The sequence below is a fragment of the Streptomyces sp. BK208 genome, assembly GCF_004364245.1.
In the GTDB taxonomy this organism is placed as follows: Bacteria; Actinomycetota; Actinomycetes; order Streptomycetales; family Streptomycetaceae; genus Streptomyces.
This window is the reverse complement of record NZ_SOAV01000007.1, coordinates 214,699-228,558: the sequence shown is the minus strand read 5'-3', so window position 1 is coordinate 228,558 and position 13,860 is coordinate 214,699. Positions and strand designations below refer to the sequence as shown.

At 72.6% G+C, this 13,860-nt stretch carries 14 protein-coding genes; 6 read left to right on the top strand and 8 right to left on the bottom strand.

All coding sequences use genetic code 11. The features are described from left to right. Positions 1-18 precede the first annotated feature (18 nt). The 5 genes from EV562_RS19340 to EV562_RS19320 all read left to right on the top strand — a co-directional run bounded on the left by EV562_RS19340 (position 19) and on the right by EV562_RS19320 (position 4,406). Complete coding sequence (locus tag EV562_RS19340; protein ID WP_133888052.1) at positions 19-606, top strand: pyridoxamine 5'-phosphate oxidase family protein; 588 nt, start codon at positions 19-21, stop codon at positions 604-606. A 3-nt stretch (positions 607-609) separates the two neighbouring features. Next, positions 610-1,329, top strand: a complete 720-nt coding sequence (locus tag EV562_RS19335; RefSeq protein WP_133888051.1) for a L,D-transpeptidase family protein — start codon at positions 610-612, stop codon at positions 1,327-1,329. 88 nt (positions 1,330-1,417) lie between these two features. Beyond that, positions 1,418-2,800 (top strand): ferredoxin reductase family protein, encoded by a 1,383-nt coding sequence (locus tag EV562_RS19330; RefSeq protein WP_166661880.1) that lies wholly within the window; start codon positions 1,418-1,420, stop codon positions 2,798-2,800. 27 nt (positions 2,801-2,827) lie between these two features. Further along, positions 2,828-3,610 (top strand): FMN-binding protein, encoded by a 783-nt coding sequence (locus tag EV562_RS19325; protein ID WP_133888050.1) that lies wholly within the window; start codon positions 2,828-2,830, stop codon positions 3,608-3,610. A gap of 55 nt (positions 3,611-3,665) precedes the next feature. Then, a complete protein-coding gene (locus EV562_RS19320) occupies positions 3,666-4,406 on the top strand; it encodes an FAD:protein FMN transferase (protein WP_133888049.1) in 741 nt (246 codons plus the stop codon). A gap of 172 nt (positions 4,407-4,578) precedes the next feature. On the opposite strand, the gene EV562_RS19315 is transcribed toward EV562_RS19320, so the two are convergent. From EV562_RS19315 to EV562_RS19285, 7 genes are all read right to left on the bottom strand, one after another. Next, a complete protein-coding gene (locus EV562_RS19315) occupies positions 4,579-5,118 on the bottom strand; it encodes an arginine repressor (RefSeq protein WP_133888048.1) in 540 nt (179 codons plus the stop codon). A gap of 7 nt (positions 5,119-5,125) precedes the next feature. Next, a complete protein-coding gene (locus EV562_RS19310; RefSeq protein ID WP_133888047.1) occupies positions 5,126-6,334 on the bottom strand; it encodes an acetylornithine transaminase in 1,209 nt (402 codons plus the stop codon). Next, complete coding sequence (gene argB / locus EV562_RS19305) at positions 6,331-7,239, bottom strand: acetylglutamate kinase (RefSeq protein ID WP_133888046.1); 909 nt, start codon at positions 7,237-7,239, stop codon at positions 6,331-6,333. The genes EV562_RS19310 and argB overlap by 4 nt, the downstream gene beginning before the upstream one ends. Beyond that, positions 7,236-8,387 carry a bifunctional glutamate N-acetyltransferase/amino-acid acetyltransferase ArgJ gene (gene argJ, locus EV562_RS19300; protein ID WP_133888045.1) on the bottom strand — a complete coding sequence of 384 codons (1,152 nt, stop codon included), beginning with the start codon at positions 8,385-8,387 and terminating at the stop codon, positions 7,236-7,238. Before argJ ends, argB begins: the two co-directional genes overlap by 4 nt. Next, positions 8,384-9,412 (bottom strand): N-acetyl-gamma-glutamyl-phosphate reductase, encoded by a 1,029-nt coding sequence (gene argC, locus EV562_RS19295; protein WP_133888044.1) that lies wholly within the window; start codon positions 9,410-9,412, stop codon positions 8,384-8,386. Before argC ends, argJ begins: the two co-directional genes overlap by 4 nt. Before the next feature lie 93 nt (positions 9,413-9,505). After that, complete coding sequence (locus EV562_RS19290; RefSeq protein ID WP_133888043.1) at positions 9,506-10,030, bottom strand: AAA family ATPase; 525 nt, start codon at positions 10,028-10,030, stop codon at positions 9,506-9,508. Between the two features lie 62 nt (positions 10,031-10,092). Next, positions 10,093-12,567, bottom strand: coding sequence for an alpha-L-arabinofuranosidase C-terminal domain-containing protein (locus EV562_RS19285; protein ID WP_133888042.1), 2,475 nt, complete (start codon positions 12,565-12,567; stop codon positions 10,093-10,095). A gap of 156 nt (positions 12,568-12,723) precedes the next feature. Here EV562_RS19285 and EV562_RS19280 point away from each other — a divergent pair, with 156 nt between their 5' ends. Next, on the top strand, positions 12,724-13,176 hold the full coding sequence (locus EV562_RS19280) for a DUF6314 family protein (RefSeq protein WP_166661878.1): 453 nt from the start codon (positions 12,724-12,726) through the stop codon (positions 13,174-13,176). On the opposite strand, the gene EV562_RS19275 is transcribed toward EV562_RS19280, so the two are convergent. Beyond that, entirely contained in the window at positions 13,139-13,759 is a 621-nt protein-coding gene (locus EV562_RS19275; RefSeq protein ID WP_133888040.1) for a histidine phosphatase family protein, read from the bottom strand. The genes EV562_RS19280 and EV562_RS19275 overlap by 38 nt on opposite strands. Positions 13,760-13,860 lie beyond the last annotated feature (101 nt).

Sequence of the window (13,860 nt, the reverse complement as noted above, 5' to 3'; positions counted from 1 at the left end):
CACTCATAATCGTTAGACATGGGAAAGACTTACGAACGCATAGACGGCAGACTCCGCGCCTTCATCGAGGCTCAGCCCGTCTTCTTCACCGCCACCGCTCCGCTGGCCGGCGACGGCACGGTCAACCTGTCCCCCAAGGGGCTCAAGGGCAGCTTCGCGGTGCTCGACGAACTCACCGTCGCCTACCTCGACTTCGCCGGCTCCAACGCGGAGACCATCGCCCACCTGCGGGAGAACGGGCGCATCACGCTCATGTGGTGCGCCTTCCAGGGCCCGCCGAACATCGTCCGGGTGCACGGCCGCGGCGAGCCGGTCTTCCGCGACGACCCCCGCTTCCCCGAGCTGCTCACCCGCTTCCCCGACATCGACCCCGCCGCGCACGGCCTGCGCGCGGTCATCGTCGTGAGCGCCGAGCTCGTCCGCGACACCTGCGGCTACGCCGTCCCCTTCATGGCCTACGACAGCGACCGGGACCTGCACGGCAAGCGGTTCGCGCGGGAGGACGACGCCTCGCTCAACGCGTACTTCACCAAGAAGGAGTACATCGCCTCCAGCATCGACGGCCTCCCCGGGCTGCCGCTCCCGCTGCCTCCCTCTACCGTCTGAGCCATGCGCCCCGGTGTCGTCGTCGCCGCCCTCCTCTCCGCCTCCCTCCTCGCCCTCGGTGCCGCCCCCGCCGGCGGGTCCGCACCCCGGCCGCTGCCGGCCCGGATGGCAACGACCGGCGGCGGCACCCAGCTGATCACCGCCGTCGCGCCGGACACCGGCTCGACCACCGGCACCGTCACCTGGTGGGACCGCCGGGGCGGCGGCGACGGGCGCTGGGTGAGGGCGGGCTCCGCCCCCGCCCGCTTCGGCTCGGGCGGGCTCACCGAGGGCGCGAGCCGCGTCCAGGGCACGAACACCACGCCGACCGGCCTCTACGCCCTGCCCTACGCCTTCGGCATCGAGCCCGCGCCGCGCGGGACGGCGTACCGCTACCGTCCGGTCCGCCAGGACTCCTGGTGGTGCCAGGACAACGCCTCCCGCTCCTACAACCGCTGGACCGAGCCGCGCCCCGCCGACTGCCGCGCCACCGAGGCCGAGCACCTGATCACCTACTCGGCCCAGTACGCGCACGCCCTGGTCGTCGGTTTCAACTACGACCGTCCGGTGCGCGGTCGCGGTGCGGGCATCTTCCTGCACGTCGACGGGCGCGGGGCGACGGCCGGGTGCGTGTCGGTGCCGAAGGAGGCGATGCGGCGGATCCTGCGCTGGGCCGAGCCCGCCGAGCGGCCGCACATCGCGATCGGCACCTCGGGCGGGAAGACCGCGATCACCCGCTACTGAACGCGGACGGCACGACCGGTACGGGCTGAACGCTCGCCCGGTGCGGCGCGTATCTGTGGGCCAAGGGTCAAGTCCCCACGGAGGAACCGTGACCACCACGCTCGCCGGCGGCCGTGCCGCCCGCCGTCAGACGATGCGGCGCATCCGTCCGCGCCGCTCCCCCGCCGTCCCCCTGCTGCTCGCCGTCTGGGCGGGCGCGGCGGGCGTGTTGTGGCTGTGGTGGCGCAACACGCCCGCCATCTCCGACGACACCGGCAGGATCCTCGGCGCGGGCCGGATCACCGGTCTGCTCGCCGGGTACCTGATGGCGCTGGTGGTGCTCCAGATGGCGCGCGTGCCCGCGCTGGAGCGCCGGGTGGGCTCGGACCGGGTGGCCCGCTGGCACGCCCTGACCGGCCGCTACACCCTCTGCCTGGTCCTCGCCCACGTCTTCCTGATCATGTGGGGGTACGCGGCACAGGCCGGCAAGGGCCTCGGCGACGTCGTCGCGCAGACCGTGGACTCCGTGAACCAGCTGCCGGACATGGGCAAGGCGGCCGTCGGCACCGGCCTGCTGGTCGTCATCGGGCTGCTGTCCGCCGGGCCCGTCCGCCGCCGCATCCCCTACGACGCCTGGTACCACGTGCACCTCCTCACGTACGCGGCGGTGTTCCTGACCTTCTGGCACCAGCTGACCACCGGCAACGAGTTCGCCGTCGAGCCGGTCGCCGGGACCGTCTGGTACGCGCTGTACGGGTCGGTGACCGCGCTGGTCCTTTGGTACCGGGTGCTGACCCCCCTGCGCCTCAACCTGCGGCACCGGATGCGGGTCGAGGCGGTGATCGAGGAGACGCCGGGCATCGTGTCGGTGCTCATCGGCGGGCGACGGCTGCACCGGATGGGCGCGGAGGCGGGGCAGTTCTTCCGGTGGCGGTTCCTGGCACCGGGCATGCGGTTCAGCTCCCACCCGTACTCGCTGTCGGCGGCGCCGCGCCCGGACATGCTCCGGATCACCGTGAAGGCGATCGGCGACCACAGCGCCCGGCTGCGCGAGCTGACGCCCGGCACCCGGGTGTGGGCGGAGGGCCCGTACGGCGCCCTGACCGCGCAGCGCCGCAGCCGCGGCAAGGTGCTGCTGGTGGCGGGCGGGGTCGGGATCACGCCGATGCGGGCGCTGTTCGAGACGCTGCCGGGCGCGTCCGGCGACATCACGCTGCTGTACCGGGCCAACAGCACCCAGGACCTGGCGCTCTGGGACGAGCTGGCCGGGATCGCCGACGAGCGCGGGGCCCGGTTGATGTACGCGGTCAACAGCCCGGACGGGGAGCGCCCGGACATCTCGGCCGAGACCCTGGCCCGGAAGATCCCGGACGTCGAGCGCCACGACGTCTTCCTGTGCGGGCCGCCCGGTTTCGCCCAGTCGGTGTACGAGGCACTGCGCGGCGCGGGGGTCCCCGCTCGCCGTATCCACCACGAGTCGTTCGAGATGTGAGCGACGGACATCGGGAGTCCAGCACAGATGAGGAAGAGCCACCCCGTTCGGCGTGCCGTGCTCGCCGGGGCCGCGACCGTGTCCGGGATCGTGCTGCTGCTGTCGCTCAAACCGGCGTCCGACCCGGGCTCCGCCTCGGCGGCCGGCGGCGCCGCTCCGCCCGTGGCCGCCCAGTCGCCGCAGGGCGGGCGGGGCGCCGGGGCCGGCACGGTCACGGGTGACGCGGCCGACACCCGGTACGGTCCCGTGCAGGTCCGGCTGACGGTGAGCGGCGGGAAGATCACCGGGGCCGAGGCCGTGCAGGCGCCGAGGGGCGGGCAGAGCGACCGGGTCACCGCGGACGCCGTGCCCGAGCTCAACCGCGCCGCCGTCGCCGCGGGCACCGCCGACATCGACGCGGTCTCCGGCGCCACCTACACCAGCGCCGGATACCGGCAGTCCCTCCAGTCGGCGCTCGACAAGGCGGCCGCGGCGGACAAGGCGGACTCCGGGGCCGCCGCGGACGCCTCGGGCGGCGCCGCCGGCATCCGGCAGGGCACCCAGGTCCTCACCGGGGACGCCGCGCAGACGCAGTACGGGCCCGTGCAGGTCCGGGTCACCGTCAGCGGCGGGAAGATCACCGACGTCGAGGCCCTCCAAGCGCCCAGGGGCGGCCGCAGCGACCAGGTCACCGCCGACGCCGTACCCGAGCTCAACCGGGCCGCCGTCGCCGCGGGCACCGCCGACATCGACGCGGTCTCCGGCGCCACCTACACCAGCGCCGGATACCGGCAGTCCCTCCAGTCGGCACTGGACCGGGCCGGTGGCTGACCCGGCGGCCGGGTCCGCCGGGGCTCCGGCCGCGGTGCGTCACGTGGAGGAGACGATGGGGACCGTCTTCTCCTTCGACGTCCGCGGCGGGGAACCCGCGGCCGTACGGGCGGCGCTGGACGACGCGGTCGCCGCTCTGCACCGGGCCGACGAGGTGTTCAGCACCTACCGGGACGGCAGCGAGATCTCCCGCCTTGCGCGCGGCGAGCTGACCGTCGACGCGTGCGCGCCGGAGGTCGCCGAGGTGCTGGAGCTCGCGGCCGAGGCGGAGCGGGTGAGCGACGGCTGGTTCAGCACCCGGTACGAGGGGCGGCTCGACCCGACCGGGATCGTCAAGGGCTGGGCCGTGGAGCGTGCCGCGCGGCGGATCGCGGCGGCCGCGGGCGTGCGGGGTGTCAGCGTCAACGGCGGCGGGGACGTGCAGTTGCTCGGGACGCCGGGTGCGGAGCGGCCGTGGCGGGTCGGTGTGTCGGATCCGCTGCGGCCGGGCGGGCTCGCGGCGGTCGTCTCGGCGGCGGGGGCGGCGGAGCTGGCCGTGGCGACGTCCGGTTCCGCCGAGCGGGGCGCGCATGTCGTCGATCCGCGCACCGGGCGCTCGGCGGTGACCGACCTGCTGTCCGTGACGGTGGTGGCACCCCGGCTGACGTGGGCGGACTGCTGGGCGACGGCCGCGTTCGCGATGGGGGCGCGGGAGGGGCTGCGATGGCTGGAGTCGCTGGAGGGCGTGGAGGCGCTGTTGATCACGGCGGGGGACGAGGTGCGGTGGACCGGAGGGCTGGCGGCTCGACTGGGCTGAGGTACCGGCGTCGGCACTCACCGCGTCGGCGGGGTGCCGCTGCGCCCACCCTCCCCCACTCTCGGCTTCGCTCGAGCGGGGAAACCCCCATCGCCCCGGCGGCACGACCCCGCAGCCGCGGCGCGACCGGCCACCGCGTGCCCGCGGGCGGCGGGCCACCGCACAGCCCCCGTCAGCCCCCGTTCTGGGCCAACCGCAGCAAGTGGTCCGCCAGGGCCTGTCCGCCCGTCGGCTCCCGGCTGATCAGCATCAGCGTGTCGTCGCCCGCGATCGTCCCGAGGATGTCGTGCAGTTCCGCCTGGTCGATCGCCGAGGCGAGGAACTGCGCCGCCCCCGGAGGGGTGCGCAGGACCACGAGGTTCGCCGACGCCTCCGCCGAGATCAGCAGCTCCGCGGAGAGCCGCCGCATCCGCTCCTCCTTGGCCGACTCCCCGAGCGGGGCCCGCGGGGTGCGGAAGCCGCCCTCGCTGGGCACCGCGTAGATGAGGTCGCCCTCGGTGTTGCGGATCTTGACCGCGTTCAGCTCGTCCAGGTCCCGGGAGAGCGTCGCCTGGGTGACGGTGAGCCCGTCGTCGGCGAGCAGCTTCGCCAGCTGGCTCTGCGAGCGCACCGCCTGCCGGTTGAGGATGTCCACGATCCGGCGGTGGCGTGCGGTGCGGGTCTGCGGCAGGGCGGGCCCGGCCGTCTGCTCGTGCTCCTGCGCGTGGCTCATCGTCGTCTCATTCTCCGGATCGTCCGTCCCCGTGGGCCGTCTCGGCGGCCTGGTCGAGGACGCCGGGCAGCGCCCCGAGGAACGCCTCCACCACGTCGTCGCCGAGGTTCAGCGCGGGCATCAGCCGTACGACATCGGGCGCGGGCGCGTTCACCAGGATTCCGGCGTCCTGAGCCGCCTGCTGCACCTGGGCGGCGAGCGGCTCGGTGAGCACGATACCCAGGAGCAGTCCGGCGCCCCGGACGTGGGCGACCAGCGGGTGGCCCAGTGCCTCGACTCCGTCCCGGAGCCTCTCGCCCTGCCGCTTGACGTTGTCCAGGAGACCCTCGTCCGCGATGGTGTCGAGGACGGCGAGTCCGGCGGCGCAGGCGACCGGGTTGCCGCCGAAGGTGGTGCCGTGCTGGCCGGGCCGGAGCAGGTCGGCGGCGCGGCCGAAGGCGACCGTCGCGCCGAGGGGCAGTCCGCCGCCGAGGCCCTTGGCGAGGGTGACGACGTCCGGCAGGACGCCCTCGTGGGCCTGGTACTCGAACCAGTGCCCGGTCCGGCCGACGCCGGTCTGCACCTCGTCCAGGACGAGCAGCGCACCGGTGGCGGCGGTGATCGCGCGGGCCGCCTTCAGATAGCCGGGGGGCGGGACGACGACGCCGTTCTCGCCCTGGATCGGTTCGATGACGACCAGTGCCGTCTCCTCGGTGACCGCCGCGGCCAGCGCCTGCGGGTCGCCGTAGGGCACGTGCGTCACGTCGCCGGGCAGCGGCAGGAACGGCTCCTGCTTGCCGGGCTGACCGGTCAGCGCCAGGGCGCCCATGGTGCGGCCGTGGAAACCGCCGTCGGTGGCGACCATGTGCGGCCGGCCGGTCAGCCGGCCGATCTTGAAGGCGCCCTCGTTGGCCTCGGCACCGGAGTTGCAGAAGAACACCTTGCCGTCGCGGCCGAAGCGCTGGAGCAGCCGTTCGGCGAGGGCGACGGGCGGCTCGGCGATGAAGAGGTTGGAGACGTGGCCGAGGGAGGCGATCTGCCGGCTCACGGCGTCGACCACCGCCGGGTGGGCGTGGCCGAGCGCGTTGACCGCGATGCCGCCGACGAAGTCGAGGTACTCGTTGCCGTCGGCGTCCCAGAGCCGGGAACCCTCGCCGCGTACCAGGGGCAGGCGCGGTGTGCCGTAGTTGTTCATGAGGGTGCCCTGCCACCGCTCGGTCAGCTCCGCGTTGCTCACGACTCCCCCTGTTCGTCCGGCACGACCATCGTGCCGATGCCTTCGTCGGTGAAGATCTCCAGCAGGATCGAGTGCTGGACCCGGCCGTCGATGACCCGGGCGGTGGTGACGCCGCCCCGCACGGCGTGCAGGCAGCCCTCCATCTTCGGCACCATGCCGGAGGACAGGTCGGGCAGCAGTTTCTCCAGCTGGGTGGCGGTGAGGCGGCTGATCACCTCGTCGGAGTTCGGCCAGTCCTCGTAGAGGCCCTCGACGTCGGTGAGGACCATGAGAGTCTCGGCGCCGAGCGCCGCAGCGAGTGCCGCAGCCGCCGTATCAGCATTGACGTTGTAGACATGGTGATCGTCCTGGGAGCGGGCGATGGACGAGACGACCGGGATGCGGCCGTCGGCCAGCAGGGCCTCGATGGCGCCGGTGTCGATGGCGGTGATCTCGCCGACCCGGCCGATGTCGACGAGCGCGCCGTCGATCTCGGGCTGGTGCTTGGTGGCGGTGAGGGTGTGCGCGTCCTCGCCGGTGAGGCCGACGGCGAGCGGTCCGTGCTGGTTGAGCAGGCCGACCAGCTCACGCTGCACCTGCCCGGCCAGCACCATCCGTACGACGTCCATGGCGTCCTCGGTGGTGACGCGCAGGCCGGCCTTGAACTCGCTGACGATGCCGTGCCGGTCGAGGGCGGCGCTGATCTGCGGGCCGCCGCCGTGCACGACGACGGGCTTGAGGCCGGCGTGGCGCAGGAAGACGACGTCCTGGGCGAAGGCGGCCTTGAGGTCCTCGTCGATCATGGCGTTGCCGCCGAACTTGATGACGACGGTTTTGCCGTGGTGCCGGGTCAGCCAGGGCAGCGCCTCGATGAGGATCTGGGCCTTGGGGAGCGCGGTGTGCTTCCGCGTGGGTCCGCTGCTCATGACGAGTACGCGCTGTTCTCGTGGACGTAGTCGGCGGTGAGGTCGTTGGTCCAGATGGTGGCGGTGGCGTCGCCCGCGGCGAGGTCGGCGACGATGTGCACCTCGCGGTAGCGCATGTCGACCAGCTCGCGGTCCTCTCCCACACCGCCGTTCTTGCAGACCCAGACGCCGTTGATGGCGACGTTGAGCCGGTCCGGCTCGAAGGCGGCGTCGGTGGTGCCGATGGCGGAGAGCACGCGGCCCCAGTTGGGGTCCTCGCCGTGGAGGGCGCACTTGAGCAGGTTGTTGCGGGCGATGGTGCGGCCCACCCGCACGGCCTCGTCCTCGGTCGCCGCGTTCACGACCTCGACCTTGATGTCCTTGCTGGCGCCCTCGGCGTCCCGGATGAGCTGCTGCCCGAGGTCGTCGCAGACGGCGCGGACGGCCTCGGCGAACGCCGCGTACTCGGGAGTGACGCCGGAGGCGCCGGAGGCGAGCAGCAGCACCGTGTCGTTGGTGGACATGCAGCCGTCGGAGTCGACCCGGTCGAAGGTGACGCGGGTGGCGGCGCGCAGGGCCCGGTCCAGGACCTCGGCCTCCAGGTCGGCGTCGGTGGTGAGCACGACGAGCATGGTGGCGAGGCCGGGGGCGAGCATGCCCGCGCCCTTGGCCATGCCGCCGACGGTCCAGCCGTCCCGCGTCACCACGGAGGTCTTGTGCACGGTGTCGGTGGTCTTGATGGCGATGGCGGCCTTCTCGCCGCCGTGCTCGGAGAGCTGCCCGGCGGCCGTCTCCACACCCGGGAGCAGCTTGTCCATGGGCAGCAGGACACCGATCAGCCCGGTGGAGCAGACGGCGACCTCTCCCGCCCCCGTCCCGAGCACGTCGGCGGCCTTCTCGGCGGTGGCGTGCGTGTCCTGGAAGCCCTTGGGTCCGGTGCAGGCGTTGGCGCCGCCGGAGTTGAGGACGACGGCGGTCAGCTCGCCGCTCTTGAGGACCTGCTCGGACCACAGGACCGGCGCGGCCTTGACGCGGTTGGAGGTGAAGACGCCCGCGGCGGAGCGTCGGGGGCCGGTGTTGACCACGAGGGCCAGGTCCGGGTTGCCGCTCTCCTTGATCCCGGCGGCGATGCCCGCCGCCGTGAACCCCTTCGCTGCCGTCACACTCACGGCGCAACTCCGATCGTCGTCAGTCCGGTGGTCTCGTCGAGACCCAGGGCGATGTTCATGCTCTGGACGGCACCGCCCGCGGTGCCCTTGGCCAGGTTGTCGATGGCGCTGATGGCGATGATCCGGCCCGCGGCGGCGTCGTACGCGACCTGCACCTGCACGGCGTTGGAGCCGTACACGGAGGCGGTCGCGGGCCACTGCCCCTCGGGCAGCAGGTGCACGAACGGTTCGTCGGCGAAGGCCTTCTCGTAGGCGGCCCGCACCGACTCGGCGGTGATCCCGGGCTTCGCCTTCGCGGTGCACGTGGCGAGGATGCCGCGCGGCATGGGCGCGAGGGTCGGCGTGAAAGAGACGGTGACCGGCTCGCCGGCGACCGCGCCGAGGTTCTGGATCATCTCGGGGGTGTGCCGGTGGCCGCCGCCGACGCCGTACGGCGACATGGAGCCCATGACCTCGCTGCCCAGCAGGTGCGGCTTGGCCGCCTTGCCGGCGCCGGAGGTGCCGGAGGCGGCGACGATCACCGCCTCGGGCTCGGCCAGCGCGGCGGCGTACGCCGGGAAGAGGGCCAGGGAGACGGCGGTGGGGTAGCAACCGGGCACCGCGATGCGCTTGGACCCCTCCAGCGCGGCGCGGCCACCCGGAAGTTCGGGGAGGCCGTAGGGCCAGGTGCCGGCGTGCGGGGAGCCGTAGAACGCCTCCCAGTCGGCCGCGTCCCTGAGCCGGAAGTCGGCGCCCATGTCGACGACGAGGACGTCCGGGCCGAGCTGCTCGGCGACGGCGGCGGACTGCCCGTGCGGCAGCGCGAGGAAGACGACCTCGTGGCCGCCGAGCACCTCCGGCGTCGTCGGCTCCAGCACCCGGCCGGCCAGCGGCAGCAGGTGCGGTTGGAGCGCGCCGAGGCGCTGTCCCGCGTTGGAGTTGCCGGTCAGGGCGCCGATCTCGACCTCGGGGTGGGTCAGGAGCAGACGCAGCAGCTCACCGCCCGCGTACCCGCTCGCTCCGGCCACCGCCGCACGTACCGCCATGGGAAACCCTCCTCCTGGATGGCATGACTATACGTATCGATGCACGTTTATGCAATCCAGTGAATACTGTCCCACGGCCGGGGGACCGAAACCTCAGCCCCTGACGGTCTCCGCGATCCGCAGCGCGGCCAGGTCGGGTGTGAGGTGTGTGGTGTCGACGACCTCGGCCTCGGCGTGCAGCCAGGTGCGGGCCGCCTCGGCATAGGGCTCGAGGTACCGGAGCCGGAAGGAGGAGTTCGGTCCCACCACGCTGTCCCCCGCGATGCGGGCCCGGAGTGTGTCCTGGTCGGCGTGGAGGACGAAGTGCCGCACGGGAATGCCGTACCCGGCGAGGCCGTCGCCGATCTCCCGCCAGTACTCCTCGACCAGCACCGTCATCGGCACCACCAGGGTGCCGCCGGCGTAGTCGAGCACACGGCGGGCGGTCTCGACGACGAGCGGCCGCCACGGCGGCCAGTGCTGGAAGTCGTCCGTCTCGGGCAGCCCCGGACGGATGTCCATGAGCGTCTCGCCGACCTTCTCGGCGTCGAACACCCGCGCATCCGGGAGCAGTCGCTGCACGAGCACGCTGGTCGTCGTCTTGCCCGCCCCGTGGGTGCCGTTGAGCCATACGATCATGCGTCCCCACGCTAGCCGGACCGGCGGCCCTTTCGGGCCCGGTCGCCGGTCCGGGGCGCGGACTACCGCTCGCGGAGCCTGAGGAACGTCACCGAGTTCGCCGGGAAGGTGTACGTGAACGTGCCCGCCGCCCCGGTGAAGGTCGAGGTCACCGGGGTCACCGGGGTGTCCGTCCCGGTGTTCACCGCGTCCTGGTCGGCGGCCAGCGTGGTGACGCGGGCCCTGGGGGCGACGTCGGCGCCGCCGAGGTCGACGGCGGTGCGGGCCGCGGTGTCCTGGGCGTTGACGACCTTGACGATCAGCTCGCCGGTGCGGTCGTCGCGCGTGACGATCTGGCGGAACGGCTCGGCCGGCTTGTCGTCGGTGAAGCTGCCCCACTCCCGGCCGTCGAGGTAGAGGGTGACCTGGCGGCCCCGGATCTTGACGTCGATGTCGTAGGCGCGGCCCGTCTCGATCGACCCGGCCTTGGACAGCAGCGTCGACTTGCCGCCGTCGGAGGTCTGCTCGACGGCGGACCGGGTGTTGTTCCAGCCGCCCAGGTTCCACCAGTAGTGGTTGCCGGTGTCCTTGACCCCGAAGGCGACGAGGAAGCCCTCTTTGCCGGCCTTCTTGGTCGCCTTCACGTGCAGGTCGTAGTCGTGCCAGGCCGGGTCGCCCGCCGTGACCATGGTGTTCTCGGCGGCCGTGTCCGACTGGAGGTACTGGCCGTCCTGGACGCTCCAGCTGCCGGTGCCCGAGTGGGTCCACCGCGAGGCGTCGCCGGAGAAGTCGTCGGACAGGAGCGTCCCGCCGTCGGCCGAGGTGACCTTCACGTCGTCGTACGCCGCACTGGTCGCCCAGGTCGACAGGCCGACGGCGCCGGTGATGGGGCCGCTGACGGCGGGGGTCGTGGTGGCCGTGGACGGGACGACGTGGTCCCCCGTGTTGGTCATGAACAGTTTCTGGACCTCGTAGTTGACCGAGCCCCAGGACGCGTGGTTGTTGAACCAGATCATGTCCGGGCTCCACTGCACGTAGTCCTCGTTGGCGAGCAGCGGGGCGTAGGAGGCCAGCTTGACGACGTCGGCGTTGCGCTCCAGGCCGGTCATGAACGCGGCCTCGGCGAGGGCGTTGCGCCAGGCGTTGCCCTGGGAGGCGTACTCGCCGAGGAAGACCTTGGGGCCGTTCCGGTCGTAGGAGTCGTAGCGGTCGTTGTTCTGGAGGAACCACTGCGGGCTGTTGTAGTAGTGCTCGTCCACCATCGCCACGTCCGCGTCGCGGTTGAGCCGCCAGGCGGTGTCGAAGGTGGCGCCGGAGTCGTCCGGGCCGGAGTTGGAGACGACGGTGATCTCCGGGTACCGCTCCTCGACGGCGGTACGGAACTGCTGGAAGCGCGCGAAGAACTCCTCGGGGAGGTTCTCCTCGTTGCCGACCTCCAGGTGGGTGAGGTGGAAGGGCTCCGGATGGCCCATCTCGGCGCGCTTGCCGCCCCACTCGCTGGTGCGGGGGCCGTTGGCGAACTCGATCAGGTCCAGGGTGTCCTGGATGTGCCGCTGGAGCAGGGCGTCGTCGTCGACGGCCTTGTTCTGGCCGCAGCCGGTGACCAGGGCGGGCACGACGGGCAGCGGCATGGCGCCGATGTCCTCGGCGAAGCGGAAGTACTCGTAGTAGCCGAGGCCGTAGCTCTGGTTGTAGCCCCAGAAGTTGGCGTTGGTGGCGCGTTCCTCGACCGGGCCGACCGTGTCCTTCCACTGGTAGCTCCGCTTGCGCTGCCAGCCGGATTCCGCGCTGTAGTCCGCCATGGAGCCGGTGTTGACCAGGCAGCCGCCGGGGAAGCGCAGGAAGCCGGGGTGGAGTGCCTCGATCTTCTCGGCGAGGTCCTTGCGCAGGCCGCCCGGCTGGTTCCGGTAGGTCTCGCGGGGGAAGAGCGACACCATGTCGAGGGCGGCGGGTGCCGTGGTGGCGACGGCGAGACGGCCGCGGCTGCTGGTGCGGGTCGCGGTGAGGGTGGCGGTGTACTTGCGCCACTTCCCCTTCGCCGCCACCTCGCGGACCTTCGCGAGGGAGCCGGCCGCGTCCCCGAGCGCGACGGCGAGGGTGGTGCCGCTCTCGGCGCGGGCCCAGACCGAGAAGTCGTACTTCTTTCCCTTCTCGACCCGGATGCCGGTGTTGTAGCCCGTGTTGGTGACGGTGGCGCCGGCGGCCAGCGAGAGGTAGGCGCGGTTGCGCGCGTTCAGCCGGCCCTCGTCGTCGAGCACCTCGGCCGCACCGTCGGCCGTCCAGGCGGTGAGCGGGGTGTACGAGCCGTTGTCGGCGGCGGAGTACTCGAAGGACCGGTTCTGCACGAGCTCGGCGTACAGGCCGCCGTCGGCGGCGCGGTTGATGTCCTCGTAGAAGACGCCGTACATCGTGTCGTCGATCGCGGCGCCCCGGGCGGACGGGTCGACGGTGATCGTGTAGTCGGCCACGGCCCGGGCGTGCGCGGGGGACGGCAGCAGGGCCGAGGCCGTCAAGAGGGCGGTGACGCCGAGACCGAGTTTCCAGCGGGTGCGTGACATGGATGCTCCGCGGCTCGAATGAATCGTCCGGACCGTTCAGATTGTTCGACATATCGGACTCTGGTCAGTACTTCGAACGGCAAGATAGGGAGGGGGATCAGGCGCGTCAATGGGTCGCGCGACAACCAGCGGGCCGGAGCGGGAAAGCGAGTGGAAATGGGCGAGTTGTGGCCGGTGCCCGACGTACTGGCGTACCTCGCGGGGCGCTGGCGCACCGAGCGGTCGGTGCGGGATCTGGCGAGCGGGCTGGAGGGACGGTTCGAGGGGATCACGTCCTTCGACGTCCTCGACGGCGGCGGGCTGATCAGCCGGGAGTCGGGCGCCTTCACCTGGCAGGGGGTGAGCCGGCCCGCCGAGCGGACCCTGCGTTACCTGCCGGGGAGCGGGCCGGGCCGCGCGGACGTGTGTTTCGCGGACGGCCGCCCCTTCCACGGCCTGGACCTGGCCTCGGGGCACCACGTGGCCGACCACCCCTGCGCCGCCGACCTCTATCGCGGCGAGTTCACCGTCCGGGGCGCGGACCACTGGCGGACGGTCTGGCGGGTGGGCGGCCCGGCCAAGGACCTGCTACTCACAACGGATTACCTTCGCGAAACACCGGATGTCTGACGCCGTCGTCCGGTGCCCCCTCGAAGCGCAGGCTCCAGCGGCCCGCGCGACCCGTCACCGTCACCGTGGACAACGGGCGGACGTCGAGGTTCCAGTAGGTCGCCGGCGGCGCGTTCAGCGCGTAGACCAGCGCGGCCCGGATCACCGAGGGCTCGGCCACGGCGACGATGCGGTCGCCGTCCTCACCGGGGCGGGTGTCGAGCCATCCGCCGACCCGGGTGATGAAGCCCAGCAGCGACTCCCCGCCGTGCGGGGCCGACCGGGGATCGGCGAGCCAGGCGTCGACGGCAGCCGGCTCGCGGGCCATGGCCTCACCCAGTGTCAGACCGCGCCAGCGGCCCATGTCGCAATCCCGCAGGGCCAGTTGGAGCAGCGGGGCGCAGCCGAGGGCGTCACCGGTGGCGCGGCTGCGGGGTGTGGGCGAGCAGTAGCGCAGCTCGGCTGCCGCGAGCGGCAGCAGATCGCCCGCCGCGCGCAGCACCTCGTCCCATCCGGCCTGGTCGAGCGGCTGATGGTCGTCGAAGCGCTCCGCGAGCAGCGATGAGCTGCGCGCGGCCGCCACGAACGTGACCCGAAGCGCCATGCCGTGATGGTGAGGCGGGGAGGCAACCAGGTCAAGAGGTGTTACCTGTGGTCACCCAGGGTGCTCGCGGCTCACCGGCCGAAGGCGCGCCGAGGCGTCGG

What these genes read in the sequence shown, in the direction of transcription:
- EV562_RS19275 (WP_133888040.1), bottom strand. Translation starts at nt 13,759, where the DNA reads ATGGCGCTTCGGGTCACGTTCGTGGCGGCCGCGCGCAGCTCATCGCTG.
- argC (WP_133888044.1), bottom strand. Translation starts at nt 9,412, where the DNA reads ATGGCGGTACGTGCGGCGGTGGCCGGAGCGAGCGGGTACGCGGGCGGT.
- EV562_RS19320 (WP_133888049.1), top strand. Translation starts at nt 3,666, where the DNA reads ATGGGGACCGTCTTCTCCTTCGACGTCCGCGGCGGGGAACCCGCGGCC.
- EV562_RS19280 (WP_166661878.1), top strand. Translation starts at nt 12,724, where the DNA reads ATGGGCGAGTTGTGGCCGGTGCCCGACGTACTGGCGTACCTCGCGGGG.
- EV562_RS19290 (WP_133888043.1), bottom strand. Translation starts at nt 10,030, where the DNA reads ATGATCGTATGGCTCAACGGCACCCACGGGGCGGGCAAGACGACGACC.
- EV562_RS19325 (WP_133888050.1), top strand. Translation starts at nt 2,828, where the DNA reads ATGAGGAAGAGCCACCCCGTTCGGCGTGCCGTGCTCGCCGGGGCCGCG.
- EV562_RS19285 (WP_133888042.1), bottom strand. Translation starts at nt 12,567, where the DNA reads ATGTCACGCACCCGCTGGAAACTCGGTCTCGGCGTCACCGCCCTCTTG.
- EV562_RS19315 (WP_133888048.1), bottom strand. Translation starts at nt 5,118, where the DNA reads ATGAGCCACGCGCAGGAGCACGAGCAGACGGCCGGGCCCGCCCTGCCG.
- argB (WP_133888046.1), bottom strand. Translation starts at nt 7,239, where the DNA reads ATGAGCAGCGGACCCACGCGGAAGCACACCGCGCTCCCCAAGGCCCAG.
- EV562_RS19340 (WP_133888052.1), top strand. Translation starts at nt 19, where the DNA reads ATGGGAAAGACTTACGAACGCATAGACGGCAGACTCCGCGCCTTCATC.
- EV562_RS19335 (WP_133888051.1), top strand. Translation starts at nt 610, where the DNA reads ATGCGCCCCGGTGTCGTCGTCGCCGCCCTCCTCTCCGCCTCCCTCCTC.